17 protein-coding genes are annotated in these 19672 nt (G+C 70.9%); 14 read left to right on the top strand and 3 right to left on the bottom strand.

Annotated features, from left to right (window positions below; translation table 11 throughout):
* The first annotated feature begins 44 nt into the window (after positions 1-44).
* Both H0E84_RS17675 and H0E84_RS17680 read left to right on the top strand, forming a co-directional pair.
* A complete protein-coding gene (locus tag H0E84_RS17675) occupies positions 45-1334 on the top strand; it encodes a citrate synthase (protein ID WP_180679969.1) in 1290 nt (429 codons plus the stop codon).
* Entirely contained in the window at positions 1334-1903 is a 570-nt protein-coding gene (locus H0E84_RS17680) for a hypothetical protein (protein ID WP_180679970.1), read from the top strand. The genes H0E84_RS17675 and H0E84_RS17680 overlap by 1 nt, the downstream gene beginning before the upstream one ends.
* Positions 1904-2035: 132 nt before the next feature.
* On the opposite strand, the gene H0E84_RS17685 is transcribed toward H0E84_RS17680, so the two are convergent.
* Positions 2036-2677 carry a hypothetical protein gene (locus tag H0E84_RS17685; RefSeq protein ID WP_180679971.1) on the bottom strand — a complete coding sequence of 214 codons (642 nt, stop codon included), beginning with the start codon at positions 2675-2677 and terminating at the stop codon, positions 2036-2038.
* Positions 2678-2856: 179 nt separating this feature from the next.
* Positions 2857-5364 carry a penicillin-binding protein 1A gene (locus H0E84_RS17690; protein WP_180679972.1) on the bottom strand — a complete coding sequence of 836 codons (2508 nt, stop codon included), beginning with the start codon at positions 5362-5364 and terminating at the stop codon, positions 2857-2859.
* Positions 5365-5585: 221 nt separating this feature from the next.
* Between H0E84_RS17690 and H0E84_RS17695 the strand changes: the two genes are divergently transcribed.
* From H0E84_RS17695 to H0E84_RS17715, 5 genes are read left to right on the top strand one after another with little or no spacing between them, the layout of a single operon-like run.
* The gene (locus tag H0E84_RS17695) at positions 5586-6644 is read left to right on the top strand and encodes a type IV pilus assembly protein PilM (protein ID WP_180679973.1); all 1059 of its coding nucleotides are present in this window, start codon (positions 5586-5588) and stop codon (positions 6642-6644) included.
* Entirely contained in the window at positions 6644-7288 is a 645-nt protein-coding gene (locus tag H0E84_RS17700; RefSeq protein ID WP_180679974.1) for a PilN domain-containing protein, read from the top strand. The genes H0E84_RS17695 and H0E84_RS17700 overlap by 1 nt, the downstream gene beginning before the upstream one ends.
* A gap of 14 nt (positions 7289-7302) precedes the next feature.
* Entirely contained in the window at positions 7303-7938 is a 636-nt protein-coding gene (locus H0E84_RS17705) for a type IV pilus inner membrane component PilO (RefSeq protein WP_180680091.1), read from the top strand.
* A 5-nt stretch (positions 7939-7943) separates the two neighbouring features.
* Positions 7944-8474, top strand: a complete 531-nt coding sequence (locus H0E84_RS17710; protein ID WP_425600504.1) for a pilus assembly protein PilP — start codon at positions 7944-7946, stop codon at positions 8472-8474.
* A 14-nt stretch (positions 8475-8488) separates the two neighbouring features.
* Positions 8489-10432 carry a type IV pilus secretin PilQ gene (locus H0E84_RS17715; RefSeq protein ID WP_180680092.1) on the top strand — a complete coding sequence of 648 codons (1944 nt, stop codon included), beginning with the start codon at positions 8489-8491 and terminating at the stop codon, positions 10430-10432.
* A gap of 72 nt (positions 10433-10504) precedes the next feature.
* Here H0E84_RS17715 and H0E84_RS17720 read toward each other — a convergent pair whose 3' ends face one another.
* Positions 10505-10669: a hypothetical protein gene (locus tag H0E84_RS17720; RefSeq protein WP_180679976.1), complete on the bottom strand. Its 165-nt coding sequence runs from the start codon at positions 10667-10669 to the stop codon at positions 10505-10507.
* A 343-nt stretch (positions 10670-11012) separates the two neighbouring features.
* On the opposite strand from H0E84_RS17720, the gene H0E84_RS17725 reads away from it, so the two are divergent.
* The 7 genes from H0E84_RS17725 to H0E84_RS17755 all read left to right on the top strand — a co-directional run bounded on the left by H0E84_RS17725 (position 11013) and on the right by H0E84_RS17755 (position 19372).
* The gene (locus H0E84_RS17725; RefSeq protein WP_180679977.1) at positions 11013-12011 is read left to right on the top strand and encodes an AAA family ATPase; all 999 of its coding nucleotides are present in this window, start codon (positions 11013-11015) and stop codon (positions 12009-12011) included.
* Positions 12012-12206: 195 nt separating this feature from the next.
* Positions 12207-13046, top strand: a complete 840-nt coding sequence (locus H0E84_RS17730; protein WP_257644283.1) for a DUF58 domain-containing protein — start codon at positions 12207-12209, stop codon at positions 13044-13046.
* Complete coding sequence (locus H0E84_RS17735; RefSeq protein WP_180679979.1) at positions 13043-13495, top strand: DUF4381 family protein; 453 nt, start codon at positions 13043-13045, stop codon at positions 13493-13495. The genes H0E84_RS17730 and H0E84_RS17735 overlap by 4 nt, the downstream gene beginning before the upstream one ends.
* A complete protein-coding gene (locus H0E84_RS17740) occupies positions 13492-14550 on the top strand; it encodes a vWA domain-containing protein (RefSeq protein ID WP_345776343.1) in 1059 nt (352 codons plus the stop codon). The genes H0E84_RS17735 and H0E84_RS17740 overlap by 4 nt, the downstream gene beginning before the upstream one ends.
* On the top strand, positions 14547-16307 hold the full coding sequence (locus H0E84_RS17745) for a VWA domain-containing protein (RefSeq protein ID WP_180679981.1): 1761 nt from the start codon (positions 14547-14549) through the stop codon (positions 16305-16307). Before H0E84_RS17740 ends, H0E84_RS17745 begins: the two co-directional genes overlap by 4 nt.
* A 4-nt stretch (positions 16308-16311) precedes the next feature.
* Complete coding sequence (locus tag H0E84_RS17750; protein ID WP_180679982.1) at positions 16312-18024, top strand: BatD family protein; 1713 nt, start codon at positions 16312-16314, stop codon at positions 18022-18024.
* A 43-nt stretch (positions 18025-18067) separates the two neighbouring features.
* Positions 18068-19372, top strand: a complete 1305-nt coding sequence (locus H0E84_RS17755) for a dicarboxylate/amino acid:cation symporter (protein ID WP_180679983.1) — start codon at positions 18068-18070, stop codon at positions 19370-19372.
* The last annotated feature ends 300 nt before the right edge of the window (positions 19373-19672 follow it).

Consider the following 19672-nt stretch of genomic DNA (forward strand, 5'->3'; position numbering starts at 1 on the left):
CGGCCCCTCGCCGTGGTCGATGCCGATCCCGAAAGGAGTGTGCTGTGTCAGATCTTGACCAGGTCACGCTGGGCGCCGGCGACAAGTCGGTGACGTTGCCGGTGCAGACCGGCACGCTCGGCAATCCCTGTATCGATATCGCCAGGCTGCCGAAGGAGACCGGCTGCTTCACCTACGACGCCGGCTTCACCGCCACGGCGTCCTGCAAGTCGGCGATCACCTACATCGATGGCGATGCCGGCGTGCTGCTGTATCGCGGCTATCCGATCGACCAGCTGGCCGAGAAGTCGAGCTTCCTCGAGGTGGCCTACCTGCTGATCAACGGCGAGTTGCCGGACCAGAAGCAGTTCGCCGCTTTCAGCCACGACGTCACCCATCACACGATGATGCACGAGGCGCTGAAGAGCTTCCTCAACGGCTTCCGCCACGACGCCCATCCGATGGCGATGCTCTGCGGTTCGGTGGCCTCGCTGTCGGCGTTCTACCACGACACCCTCGACCTCAACGATCCGGAGCAGCGGCGCATGGCCGCGGTGCGGCTGATCGCCAAGATTCCGACCATCGCCGCGGCGGCCTACCGTTACTCGATCGGCTGGCCGATCCGCTATCCGCGCAACAACCTCGACTACGTCAGCCGCTTCCTGCACATGATGTTCGAGGTCCCGAGCGAGCCGCTCGAGCTCAATCCGGTGGTCGCCAAGGCTCTGGACCTGTTGTTCATCCTGCATGCCGACCACGAGCAGAATGCCTCGACCTCGACGGTGCGCCTGGTCGGGTCCACCGGCGCCAATCCCTACGCCTGCGTCTCGGCGGGGATCGCGGCGCTGTGGGGGCCGGCGCACGGCGGCGCCAACGAGGCCGTGCTCAAGATGCTCGAGGAGATCGGCACCCCGGACAAGGTCGAGAGCGCGATCGCCCGCGCCAAGGACAAGGAGTCCGGCTTCCGCCTGATGGGCTTCGGCCATCGCGTCTACAAGAACTTCGATCCGCGCGCGAAGATCATCCGCGAGATGACTCACAAGGTGCTCGGCGAGCTCGGCGTCGACGATCCGCTGCTGGAAGTGGCGATGAAGCTCGAGGAGGCGGCGCTCAAGGACGACTACTTCGTGCAGCGCAAGCTGTACCCGAACGTCGATTTCTACAGCGGCATCATCTACAAGGCGCTGAAGATCCCCACCGAGATGTTCACCGTCATGTTCGCGATCGGCCGCACCGCCGGCTGGGTGGCGCACTGGCTGGAGCAGCAGACCGATCCTGAAGCGAAGATCGGCCGTCCCCGGCAGATCTATACCGGCGCGGACACCCGCGACTACGTGGCCATCGACCGCCGCTGATGGCGCGCGGTTCGGCCGCCGACCAGACCGAGCCGCGGCCTGTCCGCGGCTTCGTTCTTTTCAAATGGTCGGTCTACGCGCTGTTGATCGCCAACGTGGCGCTCTACGCCCTGCAGGGCACGCCCACCGAAACCCTGGATACCGCGGCATGGGTGCTGCTGTTGCTCCTGTTCGAATGGGAGACCGGCGGCTGGCGGCTGGCGGAACGGTCGCGGCCGACCGTGCGCCTGTTGCGGGCGGCGGCGGGCGTGGCGGTGGCGTGGGCCTGCATCGCGTACGGCCTGGCCGGCGAAATGCTGGACTTCGCCAATGCCGCCGCCTGGCTGGGCGTGGTCGCGGCCCTGGAACTGGAGCTGCGGCTGCCCGTGCGATACCGCCGCCTTCACGCCGCCCGGCGCTGGAGCGCATGGCTGCTGTACCTCGCCCTGGCCGGATTCGCGCTGGCCTGGTGGGTTGGCGCGTTCGGCGGCCAGCACGGCGCCTGGCTGGATGCCTGGGACGCGAGCCTGTGGCTGGCCGCTTTCGTGACGATCGAACTCAACGTGTTCGGCATCGGCCGCCGACGCTGAGGCGGGCCGCGGGCGCGACGCAAGGGCTCGCCCCGCGCCCGTCCGGGCGTCCGGCGCTCGGCAGCGGCTCGCGGCACGCCATCGGGTGGTCCGGCTGCCGGGGCGGCCGACGGAGCACCACGGCCTAGCGCGTCATTCGCGGTTCCACTCGATCTCCTGCTCGGCAAGGAGTTGCCGCAGCTGCGCCGCGCCGGCCCGGCGCATGGGCCGTTCGTCGATCCCGGACAGGGGCGCCTGGCGCAGCGCGTCGAGCGGCAGCACGCTCAGGTCGAAGGCCAGGTCCTCTGCCGCGAAGACCCAGACCGTGAAGTCCCCGCTCCGTTCGCGATCCAGGCGCAGGCGGCGCGTCCGCGCCTCGGCGGGAATCCCGTGCTCCTCGAGGAAGCGCGGGACCGCGTCGACGTCGTCGGCGTACAGGTGCAACGTTACCGGGGAATGCGCATCCGCGGTGCCTTCCAGCACCGGCCCGACCAGGCGCGGCCGGAACACCGCGAAGAAATCGAGGGCGCGCAGTGCGGCTTCGCGCCGTTGCCGCAGGGCGTCTGTCTGACTGTTGCCGAGGAACAGTCGCTGGTACTCGCGCAGTGCGTCCTCGATCTCGCGATTGCGCGGCAGCGAGGCGTCATCGTGGATGCCGAGCCGCGCGGCGGCCTTGAGCTTGGCCTGGTGGAAGTCGCGGATGCCGCCCTCGGCCATCATCCGGGCCGCCTCATGGGCGAGCCGGTGGCGGCGTTCGCGGGTGCGGGTCTCGGCGTGCTGGCGGGCGTGGTGCATGGCAGCTTCCCGGTCGAGGCCTGAGCCCGACTCTATACCAGCGGGGGAGCGGCCGGAAAGTCAAACGGGGCGGGACCGACCCTCGGTCCGCCGCGCGGCGGCGGGGCGGGCCGCGCGCCAGGTCCGATGTTCTGCCGTGCAGGAAAACCAGCGTCGACGGAGTCCGGCGGGGCGTCCCGCTAGAAGATGTCGAACGCCTCCTCGCTGGGCAGCGAGTCGTCGAAGACGTCGTCGACCTCGCTGGCCATCCGCTCCAGGTCCTCGGCCTTGACGTATTCGGTGATGCCGCCGGAGCCGCCCGGCAGCAGCCGGCCGCTGGCGCTCACGCTCACCTGCACCATGCCCTGCGGCGGATCGTGCGGCATCGACGGCTGGCCGTCGAGCGCCACGCGCATGTAGTCGATCCAGATCGGCAGGGCGGCGCGGCCGCCGTACTCGCGGTAGCCGAGCGAGCGGTTGTCGTCGCGGCCGACCCAGACCGTGGTGACCAGATTGCCGCCGAACCCTGAAAACCAGGCATCGCGGTGGTCGTTGGTCGAGCCGGTCTTGCCGCCGACGTCGTCGCGCTCGAGCGCGCGCGCCGCCGCGCCGGTACCGCGGCGGACCACGTCGCGCATCATCGACACCAGCTGCCAGGCGACCCGCTCGTCGATGGCGCGCGGGGCCTGCGGCAGGTCCAGGTCGATGACGATGTCGTCGTCCTGGGCGTCGCCGGAAGCCGCCGGTTCCGGATCGGGATCCGGAGCGACCGGGGCGGCGGGGCCGAGATTGAAGCCGTCGACGATATGCGCCTGCGCGGCGGTGCGCCCCGGTCCGCCATCCGAGCCGCAGCCGCGGCACGCGGTGGCGGGTGTTTCCTTGAAGATCACCTCTCCGTCGCGGTCGCGGACCTCGTCGATGAACCAGGGCGTCACCCGGAAGCCGCCGTTGGCGAAGACCGCATAGCCGCGGGCGACGTCGAGCGGCGCCAGCGAGGGGGTGCCGAGCGAGATCGACAGGTTCGGCGGCAATTCGGCCTCGTCGAAGCCGAAATGGCTGATGTAGCGGCGGGCGTAGTCGACGCCGATGGCGTCGAGCAGACGCACCGAGACCAGGTTGCGCGACCGGACCAGGGCTTCGCGCAGCCGCATCGGCCCGGCGAACTTGCCGTCGTCGTTCTGCGGCCGCCAGTCCTGGCCGCGGCGCATCCGGAACACCACCGGGGCGTCGAGCACGATCGAAGCCGGATTGAAGCCGCGCTCGAAGGCGGCCGCATAGATGAAGGGCTTGAAGCTGGAGCCCGGCTGGCGCCGCGCCTGGGTGGCGCGGTTGAACTTCTGCCCGGCGAAGCTGAAGCCGCCGACCAGCGACCGCAGCGCACCGGTATCGTATTCGAGCGAGACCAGAGTCGACTGGGCGCGCGGCACCTGCTCGAGGCGATAGCCGACCTCCGGCGCCGCCGCGGCGCCTTCGCCATCGGTGGCCGGGGGAGCCTCGATGCGGCGCACGCGCACCAGCTGGCCGCGCTCGAGCAGCGCCGAGGGCGCACGGTTGGTCCAGCGGCTGGCCGCGGCGTCGAGGGTGACCGTGCTGCCGTCGCCCAGCACCACGTCGGCAGTGCCGTCGCCGCTGCGCAGGACGATCGCCGGCAGCATCCCCGCCTGGGCCGGGATGCCGCGCAGGTGCGCCGCGACAGCGGCCGCATCGTCGCCGGCCCCCAGCTCGAAGGTCTGCTCGGCCCCGGCCCAGCCGTGGCGCCTGTCGTAGACGGTCAGACCGTCGCGCAGCGCCAGCTCCGCGGCGGCCTGGTAGGTCGGATCGATGGTGGTGACCACGTGATAGCCCCGGGTCAGCACGTCGCCGCCGTAGCGGGCGATCATCTCCTGGCGCACCATCTCCGCCACGTAGGGCGCATAGACCTCGACCGGGCGCTCGTGCGGGGTGGCGTGCATCTCCGCCGCCTGACCGGCGCGCTCCTGCGCCGGGCTGATGAAGCCGAGCTCGCGCATCCGCTGCAGCACGTAGTCGCGACGGATGCGGGCGCGTTCGGGGTTGGTGATCGGGTTGCCGCTGGACGGGAACTTGGGGATCGACGCCAGCGTGGCCACCTCGTCCAGGCTCAGCTCATCCAGCGGCTTGCCGTAGTAGAACTCCGCTGCCGCGGCGATGCCGTAGGCGCGGTTGCCGAAGAAGCTCTTGTTCAGGTAGAGCTCGAAGATCTCGTCCTTGGTCAACTCGCGCTCCATCTTCATGGCCAGCAGCATCTCGGCCAGCTTGCGCGTGTAGCTGTACTCGGAACTCAGGAAGAACTGGCGGGCGACCTGCTGGGTGATGGTGGAGCCGCCCGGCACGCGGCGGTCGTCGGTGGTCGCCAGCAGCCAGATCGCCCGCGCCACGCCGCGGTAATCGACCCCGCCATGCTCGTAGAAGCGGTTGTCCTCGATGGCGATGAAGGCCTGCTTGACCGGCTCGGGGACCTGCTCGATCTTCACCGGATAGCGGCGGGTCTCCCCGAACAGCGCCATCAGCCTCCCGTCCCGGGCATAGACGTACAGCGGTTCCTGCAGCTCGACGTTGCGCAGGCTATGCACCTCGGGCAGGCGCGCGGAGACCACGAAATAAAGCGTGGCGGCGGCCAGGGCCCCCAGCAGGCCCAGGCCCAGCAAGGCGATCAGCAGCCAGCGCAACAGGCGTCGGAGTCGGGGCATCTGGCAGTTCCGGCCGGGGAGCGGCGTTTCGTCGTGGGGGCGGAGTATAGAGGACTCAGCCGGATGGCCCCCTGTGGGCCGTACCCCCGTTCATCCGGGGGGCGAAGGGGGCACTGGGGCACGGTTCCGGCATGCCGATGGTTGCCAAGGGGTGAAAAGTCCGTTATTTAATGCGCCGGGGCACGATGCGCACGTAAGCGCCCGTGACAAAGGGGAAAACCGTGGGGTTAATCACAAAAAGCCAGTCGCCGCTCGTGGGCGTCGACATCAGCTCGACAGCGGTCAAGCTCCTGCAGCTCTCGCGCTCAGGGGACCGCTACCGGGTCGAGCACTACGCCGTCGAGCCGCTGCCGCCCAACGCGGTGGTCGAGAAGAACATCGTCGAGGTCGAGGCGGTCGGCGAGGCCATCCGCCGCGCCATGTCGCGCTCGGGAAGCAAGGCCAAGCATGCCGCCGCGGCGGTGGCGGGCTCGGCGGTCATCACCAAGGTGATCCCGATGCCGGCCGACCTGGACGAGGAAGAGATGGAGTCGGCGGTGGAGCTGGAGGCCGTCAACTACATCCCGTATCCGATCGAGGAGGTCAATCTCGACTTCGAGGTACTGGGGCCGATGCCCGGCAATACCGAGATGGCGCAGGTTCTGCTGGCCGCTTCGCGCTCGGAGAACGTCGAGATGCGCGCCTCCGCGCTGGAGCTGGGCGGGCTCGCCGCGCGGGTGATGGACGTCGAGGCCTTCGCCATCGAGAACGCCTTCGCCCTGCTGGCCGGGACCCTGAACACGCCGCATGACGGCATCGTCGCGCTGGTCGACGTCGGCGCGACCATGACCACCCTGAACATCCTGCGCAACGGCCGCAGCATCTACAGCCGCGAGCAGGTCTTCGGCGGCAAGCAGCTGACCGACGAGGTCATGCGCCGCTACGGGCTCAGCTACGAGGAGGCGGGCCTGGCCAAGCGCCAGGGCGGCCTGCCGGAAAGCTACGAGATCGAGGTGCTCGAGCCCTTCAAGGAGGCGCTGGTGCAGCAGATCAGCCGCCTGCTGCAGTTCTTCTACGCCGGCAGCGAGTTCAACCGCGTCGACCAGATCGTGCTCGCCGGGGGCTGCGCGTCCATCGGAGGCGTGTCGGAGATGGTGGAGGAGCAGCTGGGCGTCCAGACCGTGGTCGCCAACCCGCTGGCGCAGATGACCCTCGGTTCGCGCGTGCAGGCGCACGCCCTGGCGCAGGACGCGCCGGCCCTGATGATCGCCTGCGGGCTCGCACTGAGGAGCTTCGACTGATGGCCCGGATCAATCTGCTGCCGTGGCGCGCCGAGCGCCGCAAGCAGCGTCAGAAAGAGTTCGGGATCATGCTCGCCCTGGCCGCCGTGGCCGGCGTGGTGGCGTGGTTCCTGGTCAACTCCTACTACAACGGCCAGATCGAGGGCCAGCGCGAGCGCAACGCCTACCTCGACCAGCAGATCGCCCAGGTCGACGAGAAGATCAAGGAGATCGACGAACTCGACCGCCAGCGTGCGCGGCTGCTGGCGCGCAAGGAAGTGATCGAGGAGCTGCAGGCCAGCCGCTCGCAGATGGTCCACCTGTTCGATTCGCTGGTGCGCACCATTCCCGACGGCGTCATGCTCACCACCCTCAAGCAGGAGGGGCAGAAGCTCACCCTGGAGGGCCGCGCGCAGTCCAACGCCCGGGTCAGCACCTACATGCGCAATCTGGAGGGTTCGGGCTGGATGACCCGCCCCGACCTGTCGATCATCGAGGCGAAGGCCGCCGAGGGGCGCGCCTTCAATCCCGGCCTGCCTTACCAGTTCAGGCTCTCGGTCACCCTGGCCAGTCCCAACGCCAGCGAGGCGGGGAACGGCGTCGATCCGGGGCCGGACGGCGAAACCGCCGGGGCCGATGCAGCCGCAGAAGGAGCCGAGTCGTGAGCCAGAAACGCAAGATGTCGCTGCGCGAGCTCGACTTCCACAACACCGGGTCGTGGCCGCGCGAGTACAAGATCGGCTTCTGCGTGCTGCTGGGCCTGCTGATCTTCGGCCTGCTGTGGTGGTTCTTCGTGCGCGACAAGCTCAGCGTGCTGGAGGGCCTGGAGCGCCAGGAGACCGACAAGCGCGCGGAGTTCGAGAACAAGCAGGGCCGCGCAGCCAACCTCGAACCGCTCAAGCAGCAGCTGGCCCAGATGGAACAGCAACTGCAGCAGATGCTGCGGCAGCTGCCCAGCCGCACCGAGATGCCGGACCTGATCGTCGACATTTCGCAGACGGCGCTGGCCACCGGCATCCAGAACGAGCTGTTCCAGCCCGGTCCGGAGTCGCCCAAGGAGTTCTACGCCGAGAAGCCGATCGCGCTGCGCATGCAGGGCTCCTACCACCAGTTCGGCGCGTTCGTCAGCGGCGTGGCGTCGCTGCCGCGCGTGGTGATCATGACCATGCACGACATCTCGCTCAAGCCCCGCGACGGTGCCGCGATCCGCCCGGGTTCGAACCTCGAGCTGGCGGGCACGGTGAAGACCTATCGCTACCTCGACGAAGAGGAAACCGCCGAGCAGGAAGCGGCCAATGCCGGGGGAGCGAACTGATGCGCATGAGTACAGTACTGCGGCCCCTCGCCTGGGTCGCGCTCGCGGCCGCCGTCGCCGGTTGCGGCCGTGGCGTCACCAGTAGCCCGGGGGACGCGCCCAACCTCGAGGAATGGGCGGCCAACGTCCGCGCCCAACCGGCGCCACCGCTCCCTCCGTTGCCGGTGATGCAGCAGTTCGAGACCTTCGAGTATGCCGCGCAGGGGCTGCGCGATCCCTTCAGCGATGCGTTCACCTCCGATGCCGGGGGCAGCGGCCCGCGTCCGGACTCGGACCGGCGCAAGCAGCCGCTCGAGGAGTTCCCGCTCGACAGCCTCGACATGGTCGGCACGATCGGTCAGGGTGGCGGGCTGGTCGGGCTGGTGATGGCGCCCGACAAGGTGACCCACCGGGTCCGCGTCGGAGACTACCTGGGGCAGAACGACGGTCGCATCACCGCGGTCGCCGAGGACCAGATCGAACTCGTTGAACTTGTGCCGGATGGCGCGGGCGGCTGGCTGGAACGCCCGGCGTCGGTTGCGCTCGAAAACAATTGATTAGGGGAAGCATGATGACCGTTAGCAACGCGCAAGGCCCGAATTCGACGCGGCGCGTCCCGCCGCTCCGCACGGCAGCCGTCGGACTCGCCACCGGTCTGCTGGCGGCGACCGCCGGGGTGCACGCGACGCAGCCTGCGACCGTCGTGCCCTACCTCGCCGTCGCCCAGGTCGGGCCGGTCTCGGCCAGCGATCCGGCCAAGCACGTCCCCGGCACGGTCACCGTCGACAACATCGACTTCAAGCGCGGAGACGGCGGCTCGGGCAAACTGATCCTGCGCTTCGATGGCGATGGCGCCGCGCCGGACATGCGCACCCAGGGCAATACCGTGGTGGTGGAGGTCGGCAACGCCAGTCTGCCGGCCTCGCTGCAGCGTCCGCTCAACGTCACCGACTTCGCTACGCCTGTGCAGCGCATCGACGCGATGCAGGGGGCCGGCGGCGCCCGGCTGGTGCTGAGCGCGCAGGGCGAGTTCGAGCCGATGGCCTACCAGAGCGGCCGCGAGTACATCGTCGAGCTGGTGCCGCGCGCGGCGTCCGCGGGCCGTGCCGTGGGCGCGGCCACCGCCGCGGTCTCCACCGCGCAGGCGTCCGCCACCGCCGATGCCGCGCGCACTTACAGCGGGCGGCCGGTGACGTTCAACTTCCAGGACGTGCCGGTGCGCACGGTGCTGCAGCTGATCGCCGAGGAGTCGAACCTCAACATCGTCGCCTCCGACACCGTGCAGGGCAACGTCACGCTGCGCCTGATCAACGTGCCCTGGGACCAGGCGCTGGACATCGTGCTGCAGGCCAAGTCGTTGGACAAGCGCCGCAGCGGCAACGTGGTCTGGGTGGCGCCGCAGTCCGAGATCGCCAAGTTCGAGCAAGACAAGGAGGACGCGCGCCTGGCGATCGAGGAGCGCGCGGAGATGGTCACCGAGTACCTCCCGATCAGCTACGGCAACGCCGAGGACATCGCCACGCTGCTGACCGACGAGAGCAAGAACAGCTCCGGCGGTGGCGGCGGATCGGGCGGCAACCGCGGCTTCCTGTCCTCGCGCGGCAGCCTCAGCTTCGACCGTCGCACCAATACCCTGTTGGTCATCGACATCCCGCAGCGCGTGGCCGAGATCAAGCGCCTGGTGACGATGCTCGACAAGCCGGTCGACCAGGTCATCATCGAGGCGCGGATCGTGATCGCGAACGAATCGTTCGCGCGGGATCTTGGAGCTCGGTTCGGTGTCCGGGGCGTCAAGGACCGCCTGATCTCGTCCGGCTCGCTGGACAGCAACCACCACCTGATCGATTCGATCAACGAATTCAACCGCGACCCCGACGGGGCCGATCTTCCCAACTGGGGCGAGCGGGCGCTGAACAACGACTTCGGCATCCGCAACCTCAATCCCGGGTCCATCGCGTTCACGATTCTCGGCAATGCCATCGATTGGGATCTTGAGCTGCAGGCCCTGCAGTCGGAACAGCGTGGCGAAGTGATCTCCAACCCGCGCATCGTGACCAGCAATCAGCGGGAGGCGGTGATCAAGCAGGGCCGCGAGGTGGGGTACCTTACGGTCACTGGCGGGCAGAGCAACAATGTGCCGACGGTGCAGTTCAAAGAAGCGCTGCTTGAGCTGACCGTCACCCCGACCATCACCAATGATGGCCGGGTGTTTCTCGCCATGAACGTCAAGAAGGACGAAATCGAGGACATGACCGAGATCATCGGCATCGGCGAAGTCCCCAATCTCGCGCGTCGCGAGATCACCACCGCGGTATTGATCGACGACGGCCAGACCGTGGTGATCGGCGGTGTCTATGAGTTCCTGGATCGCCAGACCATGGCCAAGGTTCCGTTCCTCGGCGACATCCCGATCCTGGGCAACCTGTTCAAGACCCGCGGCAAGTCCAACAGCAAGGCCGAACTACTGATATTCGTTACCCCCAGGGTCCTGCGGGTTGCCCAGCGTCCCCAATGAGCTTCTGACAAGATGGTATGCAACGGGGCCTGCGGGCCCCGTTGTCGTTTCAGCAGCGATTCACGCGTCGGGTTACGGCCAGCGGGTTGACCGCAGTTCGGCCCGTTCGTGTGAAGTCGCGAACCAGACCCTTCCCGCGTACTCGAGCCAAGGCAGCACGTACGGCGAGAACGCGCCGGTGCTCTCGCCGGCGACCGCCACATGCACCAGAGCAAGCGGTGCATCGAGCGAGAGCACGGCGAGATGCTACATCAGGGCGCGAGGATACCAAGGCGCCCTTGGCGTGGGGCAGGCGATAGGCACGACTGGCCAGGCACAGTGCAACTTACTTGTTCTGGCACGTATCCCGCGACTGGAACACTCTCCTGTGGCGCGAGGGTCGTGCAAACCTGCCCCTGACGTCCGCATTTGACGCGTGATGCCGGCGGGGCCATGTGGCCCCGCCGTGTGCTTCTCGAGAGGCAGGCTTGGTTGGTGCGCATTGGATAGCTTCACCTGGGCGACGCGTCTACGTGAACCTCCCGTGCCGGTTTAGGTCAAACTAAGCCCGACGTGACATTGCGTCGCCGGTTCGAGGCCCATGGATACTGCCGCCCGCAATGAAGAGGTGTCGCGCCTCCACGACGCCTTCCGCGCGCTGCGCGACGGGCTTTCGGCCGAGATCGTCGGTCAGCAGGCGCTGATCGAACGGCTGCTGGTGGCGCTGCTCGCCGACGGCCACCTGCTGGTGGAGGGCGCGCCCGGGCTGGCCAAGACCAGCGCGATCCGCGCCCTGGCCGCGCGCCTGGAAGCGGATTTCGCGCGCGTGCAGTTCACCCCGGACCTGCTGCCGGCCGATCTGACCGGCACCGAGGTCTGGCGGCCCCAGGACGGCCGCTTCGAGTTCCAGCCGGGACCGATCTTCCATCCGCTGCTGCTGGCCGACGAGATCAATCGCGCGCCCGCCAAGGTGCAGTCGGCGCTGCTCGAGGCCATGGGCGAGCGCCAGGTGACGGTGGGGCGCCACACCTACCCGTTGCCGGCGCTGTTCCTGGTGATGGCCACCCAGAACCCCATCGAGCAGGAGGGCACGTTCCCGCTGCCCGAGGCCCAGCTCGACCGTTTCCTGATGCACGTGCGGATCGGCTATCCGGACGTCTCGGCGGAAACCGAGATCCTCCGCCTCGCCCGCGAGCGTGCCCGCAGCGCGCTGAAACCGGATGCGGTCCTGCCGGCGCGGCTCCCGCTGGAGGACGTGTTCGCCGCGCGTGCTGCCGTGCTGGATCTGCATCTGGCACCCCAGCTGGAGCGCTACCTGGTCGAGCTGGTGCTGGCCTCGCGCGACGCCGCGCGCTACGACGAAACCCTGGCTAGGCGCATCGCCTGGGGCGCCAGCCCGCGCGGATCGATCGCGCTCGAGCGCTGCGCGCGCGCGCGCGCCTGGCTGGCCGGGCGCGACTACGTCACCCCCGAAGACGTCCGCGCCGTTGCGCCCGACGTGCTGCGGCACCGGGTCCTGCCCAGCTACGAGGCGACCGCCGAAGGCTGGGATGGCGAGCGCCTGGTTGCCGAACTGATCGAGCGGGTGCCGCTGCCTTGAAGGCCGTGATTGGTGATTGGTGATTGGCAAGAGCGCGAAAAGGCGAGGGGTCCACAGATGAAGATCGCGTTCGGCAAGACGGGAAAAACCGAGCGTGCGGTTTCTCGCGAGGCTGATGCTCTTTCGAATCACCAATCACCAATCACCAATCACGGCATCGTACCAACGCTCGCGGAGCTGGTCGCCCTGCGGGCCATGGCGGCCGGTCGTCGCCCGGCGCGCCACGGCAGCCACGGCGGCAGCGGCCAGGCGCCATCGACGCTGCGTGGGCGTGGCATGGAATACGCGGAATCGCGCGAGTACGCCCCCGGCGACGACGCCCGCCACATCGACTGGCGGCTGACCGCGCGCAGCGGCCGCGCCCACACCAAGCTCTATCAGGCCGAACGCGAGCGCCTGACCCTGGTCGTCGCCGATACCGCGCCGGCGCTCTACTTCGGCACCCGGGTGCGCTTCAAGTCGGTGCAGGCCGCGCGTGCCGGCGCGATCGCGGCATGGGCGGCGCTACGCGACGGCGACCGCGTCGCTGCGCTTCGCGGCAGCCATGCCGAGGCGCCGGTGCCGCCGTGCGCCGGGCCGCGCGGCGTACTGCGGGTGCTCGACGCGCTGGTGCGCTGGTATGCCGCGCCGCCCGCCGACGATGCCGGTCTCGACACCGCCCTCGACCACGCCGGCCGCCTGCTGCGGCCCGGCTCGCGGCTGCTGGTGCTGGCCGATCCGTCCAGCATCGCCGCGGTCGCGCCGCAGCGATGGCCGGCGCTGGCGATGCGCGGCGTGGCGACGGTGCTGCTGCTGACCGATCCGCTGGAGCGCGACCCGCCGCGCGCGCCGCTGCCGTTCCAGCAGGGGCGGCAGCGCCTCGAACTCGACCTCGGCATGGCCGCGCAGCGCCGGCGCTGGCGCGACGCCTTCGAAGCACCGCTCGAGGACGCGCTGGCCCTCCTCGCCGGACGCGGCTTGCGTGCCCGCGCGCTCTCCGCCGACGACGCCAGCGACGCCTGGCTGCGGCTGTTCGCGGCGCGCGCATCGGCATGACCGGGCTGGTGCTGCGCGACATCCACGAGCCGCCCGCGCCCGGCTGGTGGCCGCCCGCGCCGGGCTGGTGGCTGCTGGCGGTCCTGCTGCTCGGCGTCGTCGCGGGGCTGTGCTGGTGGCTGCGGCGGCGCCGGCTGCACCGGCGACGCCTGGAGCGCATGTTCGACGATGCCGTCGATGCCGCCGCCACTCCCGCCGCGGCGGTGGCCGCCATCTCGGAGCTGCTGCGCCGCGCTGCGCGCGGCCGCGACCCCGCCGCCGACGCCCTCGACGGCGAGGCGTGGCTGCGGTTCCTCGACCGCGATGCCCGCCAGCCGGCCTTCGGCGGCGAGGAGGGCCGATTGCTGCTTGCCGGCGGCTATCGCCGCGAGGTCGATCCGCAGCGGCTGGAAGCGCTACGCACGATCGCGCGTGCGCGCTTCCTGCAATGGACCACGGGGCGGCCGTGAGCGCCCTCGACTGGTCCTGGCTGCCGTTCGGCCTGGATGGCTTCGCCTGGCCCTGGCTGCTGCTCGCACTGCCGCTGCCGTGGCTGCTGCGCAGCCTGCTGCCGCCGGCGCGTGCCCCGGGCGCGGCGCTGCGGGTGCCGTTCTTCGAACGCCTGCGCGCGATCGGGCTGGCGCGGGGCCCCGCACGCGGCAGCGGCGGCCCGGCGCTATGGCTGGGCGCGCTGGCCTGGGCGCTGCTTTGCGTCGCCGCCGCGCGCCCGCAGCAGGCCGGCGAGCCGTTGCGGCCGCCGCAGGCCGGCCGCGACCTGATGCTGGCGGTGGACCTGTCGGGCAGCATGGCCGAAGAGGACATGGTGCTGGGCGGCCGGATCGTCGACCGGCTCACCGCGGCCAAGGCGGTGATCGCCGATTTTCTCGACCAGCGCGCCGGCGACCGCGTCGGCCTGCTGGTGTTCGGGCGCCGTGCCTACGCGGTGGCGCCACTCACCCTCGATCGCGACAGCGTGCGCGAGCAGCTGCTCGACAGCGTGGTGGGCCTGGCCGGGCGCGAGACCGCGATCGGCGACGCGATCGGCCTGGCGGTCAAGCGGATGCGGGCGCAGGACGACGCCGATGGCGATGCCCCGCGGGTGCTGATTCTGCTCACCGACGGGGTCAACACCGCCGGCCTGCTCGAGCCGGTCAAGGCCGCCGAGCTGGCGCGCGAGGCCGGGGTGCGCATCCACACCATCGCTTTCGGCGGCGAGGGGGGGGTGTCGATGTTCGGCTTCCGCGTGCAGACGCCCGGTGGCGGCGAGGAGATCGACGAGGACACGCTGCGGCGCATCTCCGCGATGACCGGCGGCCGGATGTTCCGCGCCCGCGACACCGCCGGACTCGCGGGCATCTATGCCGAGATCGATCGCCTGGAGCCGGTGGAGCGGCCGGCGCAGGCGCTGCGCCCGCGTGTCGAGCGCTACCACTGGCCGCTGGCGGTGGCGCTGTTGCTGGGGTTCGACGCGCTGCTGCTGGCGGGTTGGTCGCGCCGGTCGAGATCCGCGGGGGCGCCGGCGTGAGCGGCCTGCTCGGGCAGCTGGAGTTTCTCCGCCCACACTGGCTTTGGGTGTTCGCGGCGCTGCCCTTCCTTGCCTGGTGGTGGCGGGCACGGCGGCGCGCGCGAAGCGCCTGGAGCGAGAGCGTCGATCCGCACCTGCTGGCGCACCTGATCGAAGCGCGCGGCGCCAGGCGCGGGGCGCCGGGACCGGCCCTCGCACTGCTCGCGTTCGTGCTGGCGGCACTGGCACTGGCCGGGCCGAGCTGGCGCCTGGGCACCCAACCGCTATGGGAGCAGGGCACGCCGCTGGTGATCGCCGTGGACCTTTCCAGCGCCTCCCTGGCCGACGACCTGCCGCCGACGCGGCTGCTGCGGGCCCGCGCCAAGGTCGACGCGCTGCTGCGGGCCCGCGCCGGGGGGCAGGTCGGGCTGGTGGCGTTCGCCGACGATGCCTTCACGGTCGCGCCGCTGACCGCCGACGCGGCCAACGTGGCGCTGTTCGTCGATGCGCTGGCGCCGGACATCATGCCGGTGGACGGCCACCGGCCCGCCCGCGCGATCGAGCGGGCGGCGCGGTTGCTGCGCCGGGCCGGATTCGACCGTGGCGACATCCTGCTGCTGACCGGCGACGCCGATGCGGCGGCGCGCCGCGCGGCCGCATCGGCCGCGGGCGACGGCTACCGGGTGTCGGTGCTCGGCCTCGGCAGTGCGCGCGGCGGCGACTATCGCGACACCGCGGGGCGGGTGCGCGCGGCTCGGCTGGATGCGGCCGCGTTGCGCGCGCTCGCCGCCGCCGGCGGCGGCGCCTATGCCGAGATCGCCGCGGGCGACCAGGACCTGCGTGCGCTCGGCGTGCTCGAGGCCACCGCTGTCGCCGGCATCGACCGCGGCGGGCGCGCCGGCGTCCGGCTCGACGAGGGCTACTGGCTGCTGCTGCCGCTGCTGCTGCTGGCGGCGTTGGCCTTCCGTCGCGGCGGGATGCTGGGCGCTGTGCTGCTGTGCCTGTGGCTCCCGCTGTCGCCCGTGCAGGCGCAGCAGGCGCAGGAGCGGGAGGCGGCGGCGGAACGGGAACCCGCAGAGGACCTTATCGGCGGTGGCCTCTGGCGGCGGGCGGACCAGGCCGCGCACGCGCGCATGCGCCGCGCCATCGAGGCCTTCCGTAGCGACGACTTCGCGGCCGCCGAACGCGCCTGGCGGGAGCTGCCCGGCGCCGAGGCCGCGTACAATCGAGGCAACGCGCTCGCGAAGGCCGGCCGCTACGAGGAGGCCATCGCCGCCTACGACCGTGCCTTGGCGCTGCGGCCCGGCATGGAGGATGCGGTGGCCAACCGCGCCGCGGTCGAGGCGGCGATGCAGCGGCAGCCGCCCTCCGGCCCGCGCGCCGACGCCGCCGGCGAGCCGCGCGAGGGCCAGCCGCCGCAGGCGCCGCAGGAAGGGTCGCCGCCACCGGAGGACGAGCCGGGCGGCGACACCCCGGGCAAGGGGGAAGGGTCGGGCGATGAGCAGCAGGATGCCGAGCCGCCGCCGCAGCCGACCGATGCCCAGGCGCAGGAAGACGCCGATGCCGCGCAGCGCGAGCGCATGCGCCGCCAGCTGCAGGCCGAGGACCCCGGCGAAGACGACCAGAGCGCGGCGGCCGCGGCGGAGACCAGCGAGGAGCGCGAGCTGCGCGAGGCCAACGAAGCCTGGCTGCGGCGCATCCCCGACGACCCGGGCGGCCTGCTGCGCGCCAAGTTCCAGCTGGAACACGAGCGCCGCCGCCGCGGTGGTGCAGACTGAACCGATGGCGAAACGATTCCGGTTTTCCCTGGCGATCCTGTGGCTGCTGCTCGCGCTGCCGGCCGCGGCATGGGCGGAGACCCGCGCCTGGCTCGACCGCGACCGCATTGAGGCCGGCGAGACCGCGACGCTCAACATCGAGACCGACCAGGGCGGCGTCGGCGTGCCCGACTGGTCGCCGCTGGACGCCGATTTCGCGGTCAGCGGCCATACCAGCAGCCGCCGGGTCGAGAGCGTCGGCGGCCGCGCGCGCGCGCGCGTGCTGTTCGCGGTGGCGCTGCAGCCGCGCCGGGAAGGGCTGCTCACCGTGCCGGCGCTGCGGGTCGGCAACGAGCGCACGGCGCCGCTGACGCTCACCGTCGCGCCCGCGAGCACCGCGCCGGCCCGCGCCGGCGCGTCGGCCTTCATCGAGGCCGAGGCGGACGGCAGCGAGGCCTACGTACAGCAGGCGATCGGCTACGTGCTGCGGCTGTACTACGCCACACCGCTGGTGTCGGGCCAGCTGGTACAGCCGCAGCCCGAAGGCGCCTCGCTGCAGCGCCTGGGTAACGACCTGCAATACAGCCGCGATATCGACGGCCGCCGCTATACCGTGGTGGAGCGGCGTTTCCTGCTGGTGCCCGAGCGCAGCGGCACGCTGACGGTGCCCGGGGCGCAGTTCACCGGGCGCGGCAGCGGCAGCTTCTTCGACGATGTCTTCGGCAGCGGCCCGCGCCAGCTGCGCGCCAACGGCGCCCCGCGCTTCATCGAGGTGCGCCCGGTGCCGGATGGCGCGCCGCGGCCGTGGCTGCCGCTGCGCGGCCTGGAGTTGCGCTACCTGGAGGCGCCGCAGTCGGCGCGCGCGGGCGAGGCGGTCACCTTCGTGGTGGAGCTGACCGCCGATGGCGCCACCGCGGCGCAGCTGGCCGGGCCGGAGCTGGGCGTCGACGGCGACGCCGAGGTGTTCGCCGAGCCTGCCGAGACCGAGGAGCATTTCGAGCGCGGCCGACCGCAGGTGAGGATGACCCGGCGCTTCTCGATCGTCCCCACCCGGGCAGGGCCGCTGGTGGTCCGGGGCCCGCGCCTGCCGTGGTGGGATGCGCGCGCCGGGCGCGAGCGCGTTGCGTCGCTTCCCGACGTGGCGATCGAGATCGCGCCGGGCGCGGCGGCGCAGCCCGTCCCGGCCGATTCGGCCGATCCGGACCCGCCCGCCGCCGGCGAGCGCTGGATCAGGGTGCCCGGGGTGCAGGGCGAGGTGCATCCCTGGGCGCTGCTGGCCGTGGTGTTCGCGCTGTTGTGGCTGGTCACGCTGGCCTGGGGCCTGGAGCGGCGCCGGTCGCCGCAGGGCGGGCCGACAGGCGCCGCGGCCCCTGCGCAGCGCGGCAGCGACGCCCGGTCCGAAGGCGCGCGGCTGCGGCAGTTGCGGATGGCGCTGGACACCGGGGACCTCGGCGAGGTCGCCGACGCGCTGTGCGCGCTGGCGGTGCCGCCCGCCTCCGGCATCGACGCGCTGCGCGCACGGCTGGCGGCACCCGCGCAGCTGGCGGCCCTGGATGCGCTGGAACGCGCGCGCTGGGCCGGTGGCGACCCGGCGGCCGCCCGTGCCGCGGTGCGCGAAGCGTTCGCCAGCGGCCCGTCCTGGCAGCCGCGCCCGGCCACGGGCGCGCGTCCGCCGCTGCCGCCGCTCTATCCGGAGCAGGGTGCACCCGATCCGCACCCGCAAGATCGGGGCCGGTGACCGCTTTGCTAAGCTGCGCCGGACTCCCGCGGAGCCTTCCTGGATGACCGAGACCCCCGTGGCCGCCCGGCCGGGCATGGCGCTGCATACCAAGATGCTGATCGGCTTCGCCGTCGGCGTGGCTGCCGGCATCGCCGCCAACCTGCTCTTCGCGGACGCACCCTGGCTCGAGGCGCTGATCGCCTACGTCACCGACCCCATCGGGCAGCTGTTCCTCCGCCTGCTGTTCATGCTGGTCATGCCGCTGGTGTTCTCGGCGCTGGTGTTGGGGGTCGTGGAAATCGGCGATCCTCGCGCGCTCGGGCGCATCGGTACCAAGACCCTGCTGTGGGTGCTCGCGGTGACCACGATCGCGGTGAGCATCGGCCTGCTGATGGTGAACCTGATCCAGCCGGGCACGGGGTTGCCTCCGGAGGTGGGGGAAGGACTGCTCGCCGCGTCGTCGGACCGCGCTGCGGAAATCGCCACCGCGCGCGAGGGAGTATCCGGAATCCAGATCCTGCTCAACATCGTGCCCCGCAACCCGGTGGAGGCGGCCGCCAACGGCGACCTGATCGCGGTGATGTTCTTTGCGCTGATGTTCGGCGTTGCCGCCACCGTGATCCGCAGCCGGAGCACCCGCAGCTTCGTGGATGCGGTGCAGGGGATCTACGACATCTGTCTGAAGCTGATCGGCTGGGTGATCGCGCTGGCGCCCTACGCCGTGGCTGCGCTGCTGTTCTCGATCACCGCAAAGCTCGGCTTCGATGTGCTGGTGCAACTGGCGCGCTTCGTCGGCACGGTGCTGGCGGCGCTGGCGATCCACTTCTTCGTGGTGTTCCCGCTGCTGCTGCGCCTGTTCGGCGGCATGGGCCCGCTCGCGTTCCTGCGTGGCGCCCAACCGGCCCTGCTGACCGCATTCTCGACGTCGTCTTCGAGCGCGACGCTGCCGACCACGCTGAAGGTGACGGTCGACAATCTCGGCGTGCCAAGCCGGGTGGCGCGCTTCGTCTGCACTCTGGGCGCCACCGCCAACATGAACGGCACAGCCCTGTTCGAGGGCATCACGGTGCTGTTCCTGGCGCAGTTCTTCGGCGTCGAGCTGACGATCGCTCAGCAGGTGATGATCCTGGTGTTGTGCATCTTCGGCTCGATCGGCGCCGCCGGCGTCCCCGGGGGCTCGCTACCGGTGATCGCGATGATCCTGGCGATGTTCGGCATCCCGCCCGAGGGCATCGGCCTGATCCTCGGGGTCGACCGGCTGCTCGACATGTGCCGCACCGTGGTCAACGTCGGCGGCGACATGGCCGGCTCGGTAGTGATCGGCCGCAGCGAAGGCAAGGCGGAGTCCCTGCAGCAGGCGGCCTGAACGCCGTTTTGCAAGAAGTTCGCGCTGGCAGTTCAAGTCTCGGTGCTCGGCAGCCGCTGTCTGCGAAACCGCCCAACGCGGGAGCGGAAACGTCGCACCAGTTGTCTGTGGCTCGAAGAGCGGCTTCGGTCGATCGCACGGGGCGTGAGCCGCGCCGGCGGGCGTCAGGCAGTGCCCGCCGTCGAAACTGATCCATCACCGTCGCCACGGGGCTATGCCAATGCGTAGCCGCGTCCGGCAGATGGCTCCTTGGGGGAGCGCCTTCGATCGACCGCGTGGGCGTGAGCCGCGCCGGGGGGG

It is taken from the genome of Luteimonas salinisoli (assembly GCF_013425525.1).
In the GTDB taxonomy this organism is placed as follows: Bacteria; Pseudomonadota; Gammaproteobacteria; order Xanthomonadales; family Xanthomonadaceae; genus Luteimonas; species Luteimonas salinisoli.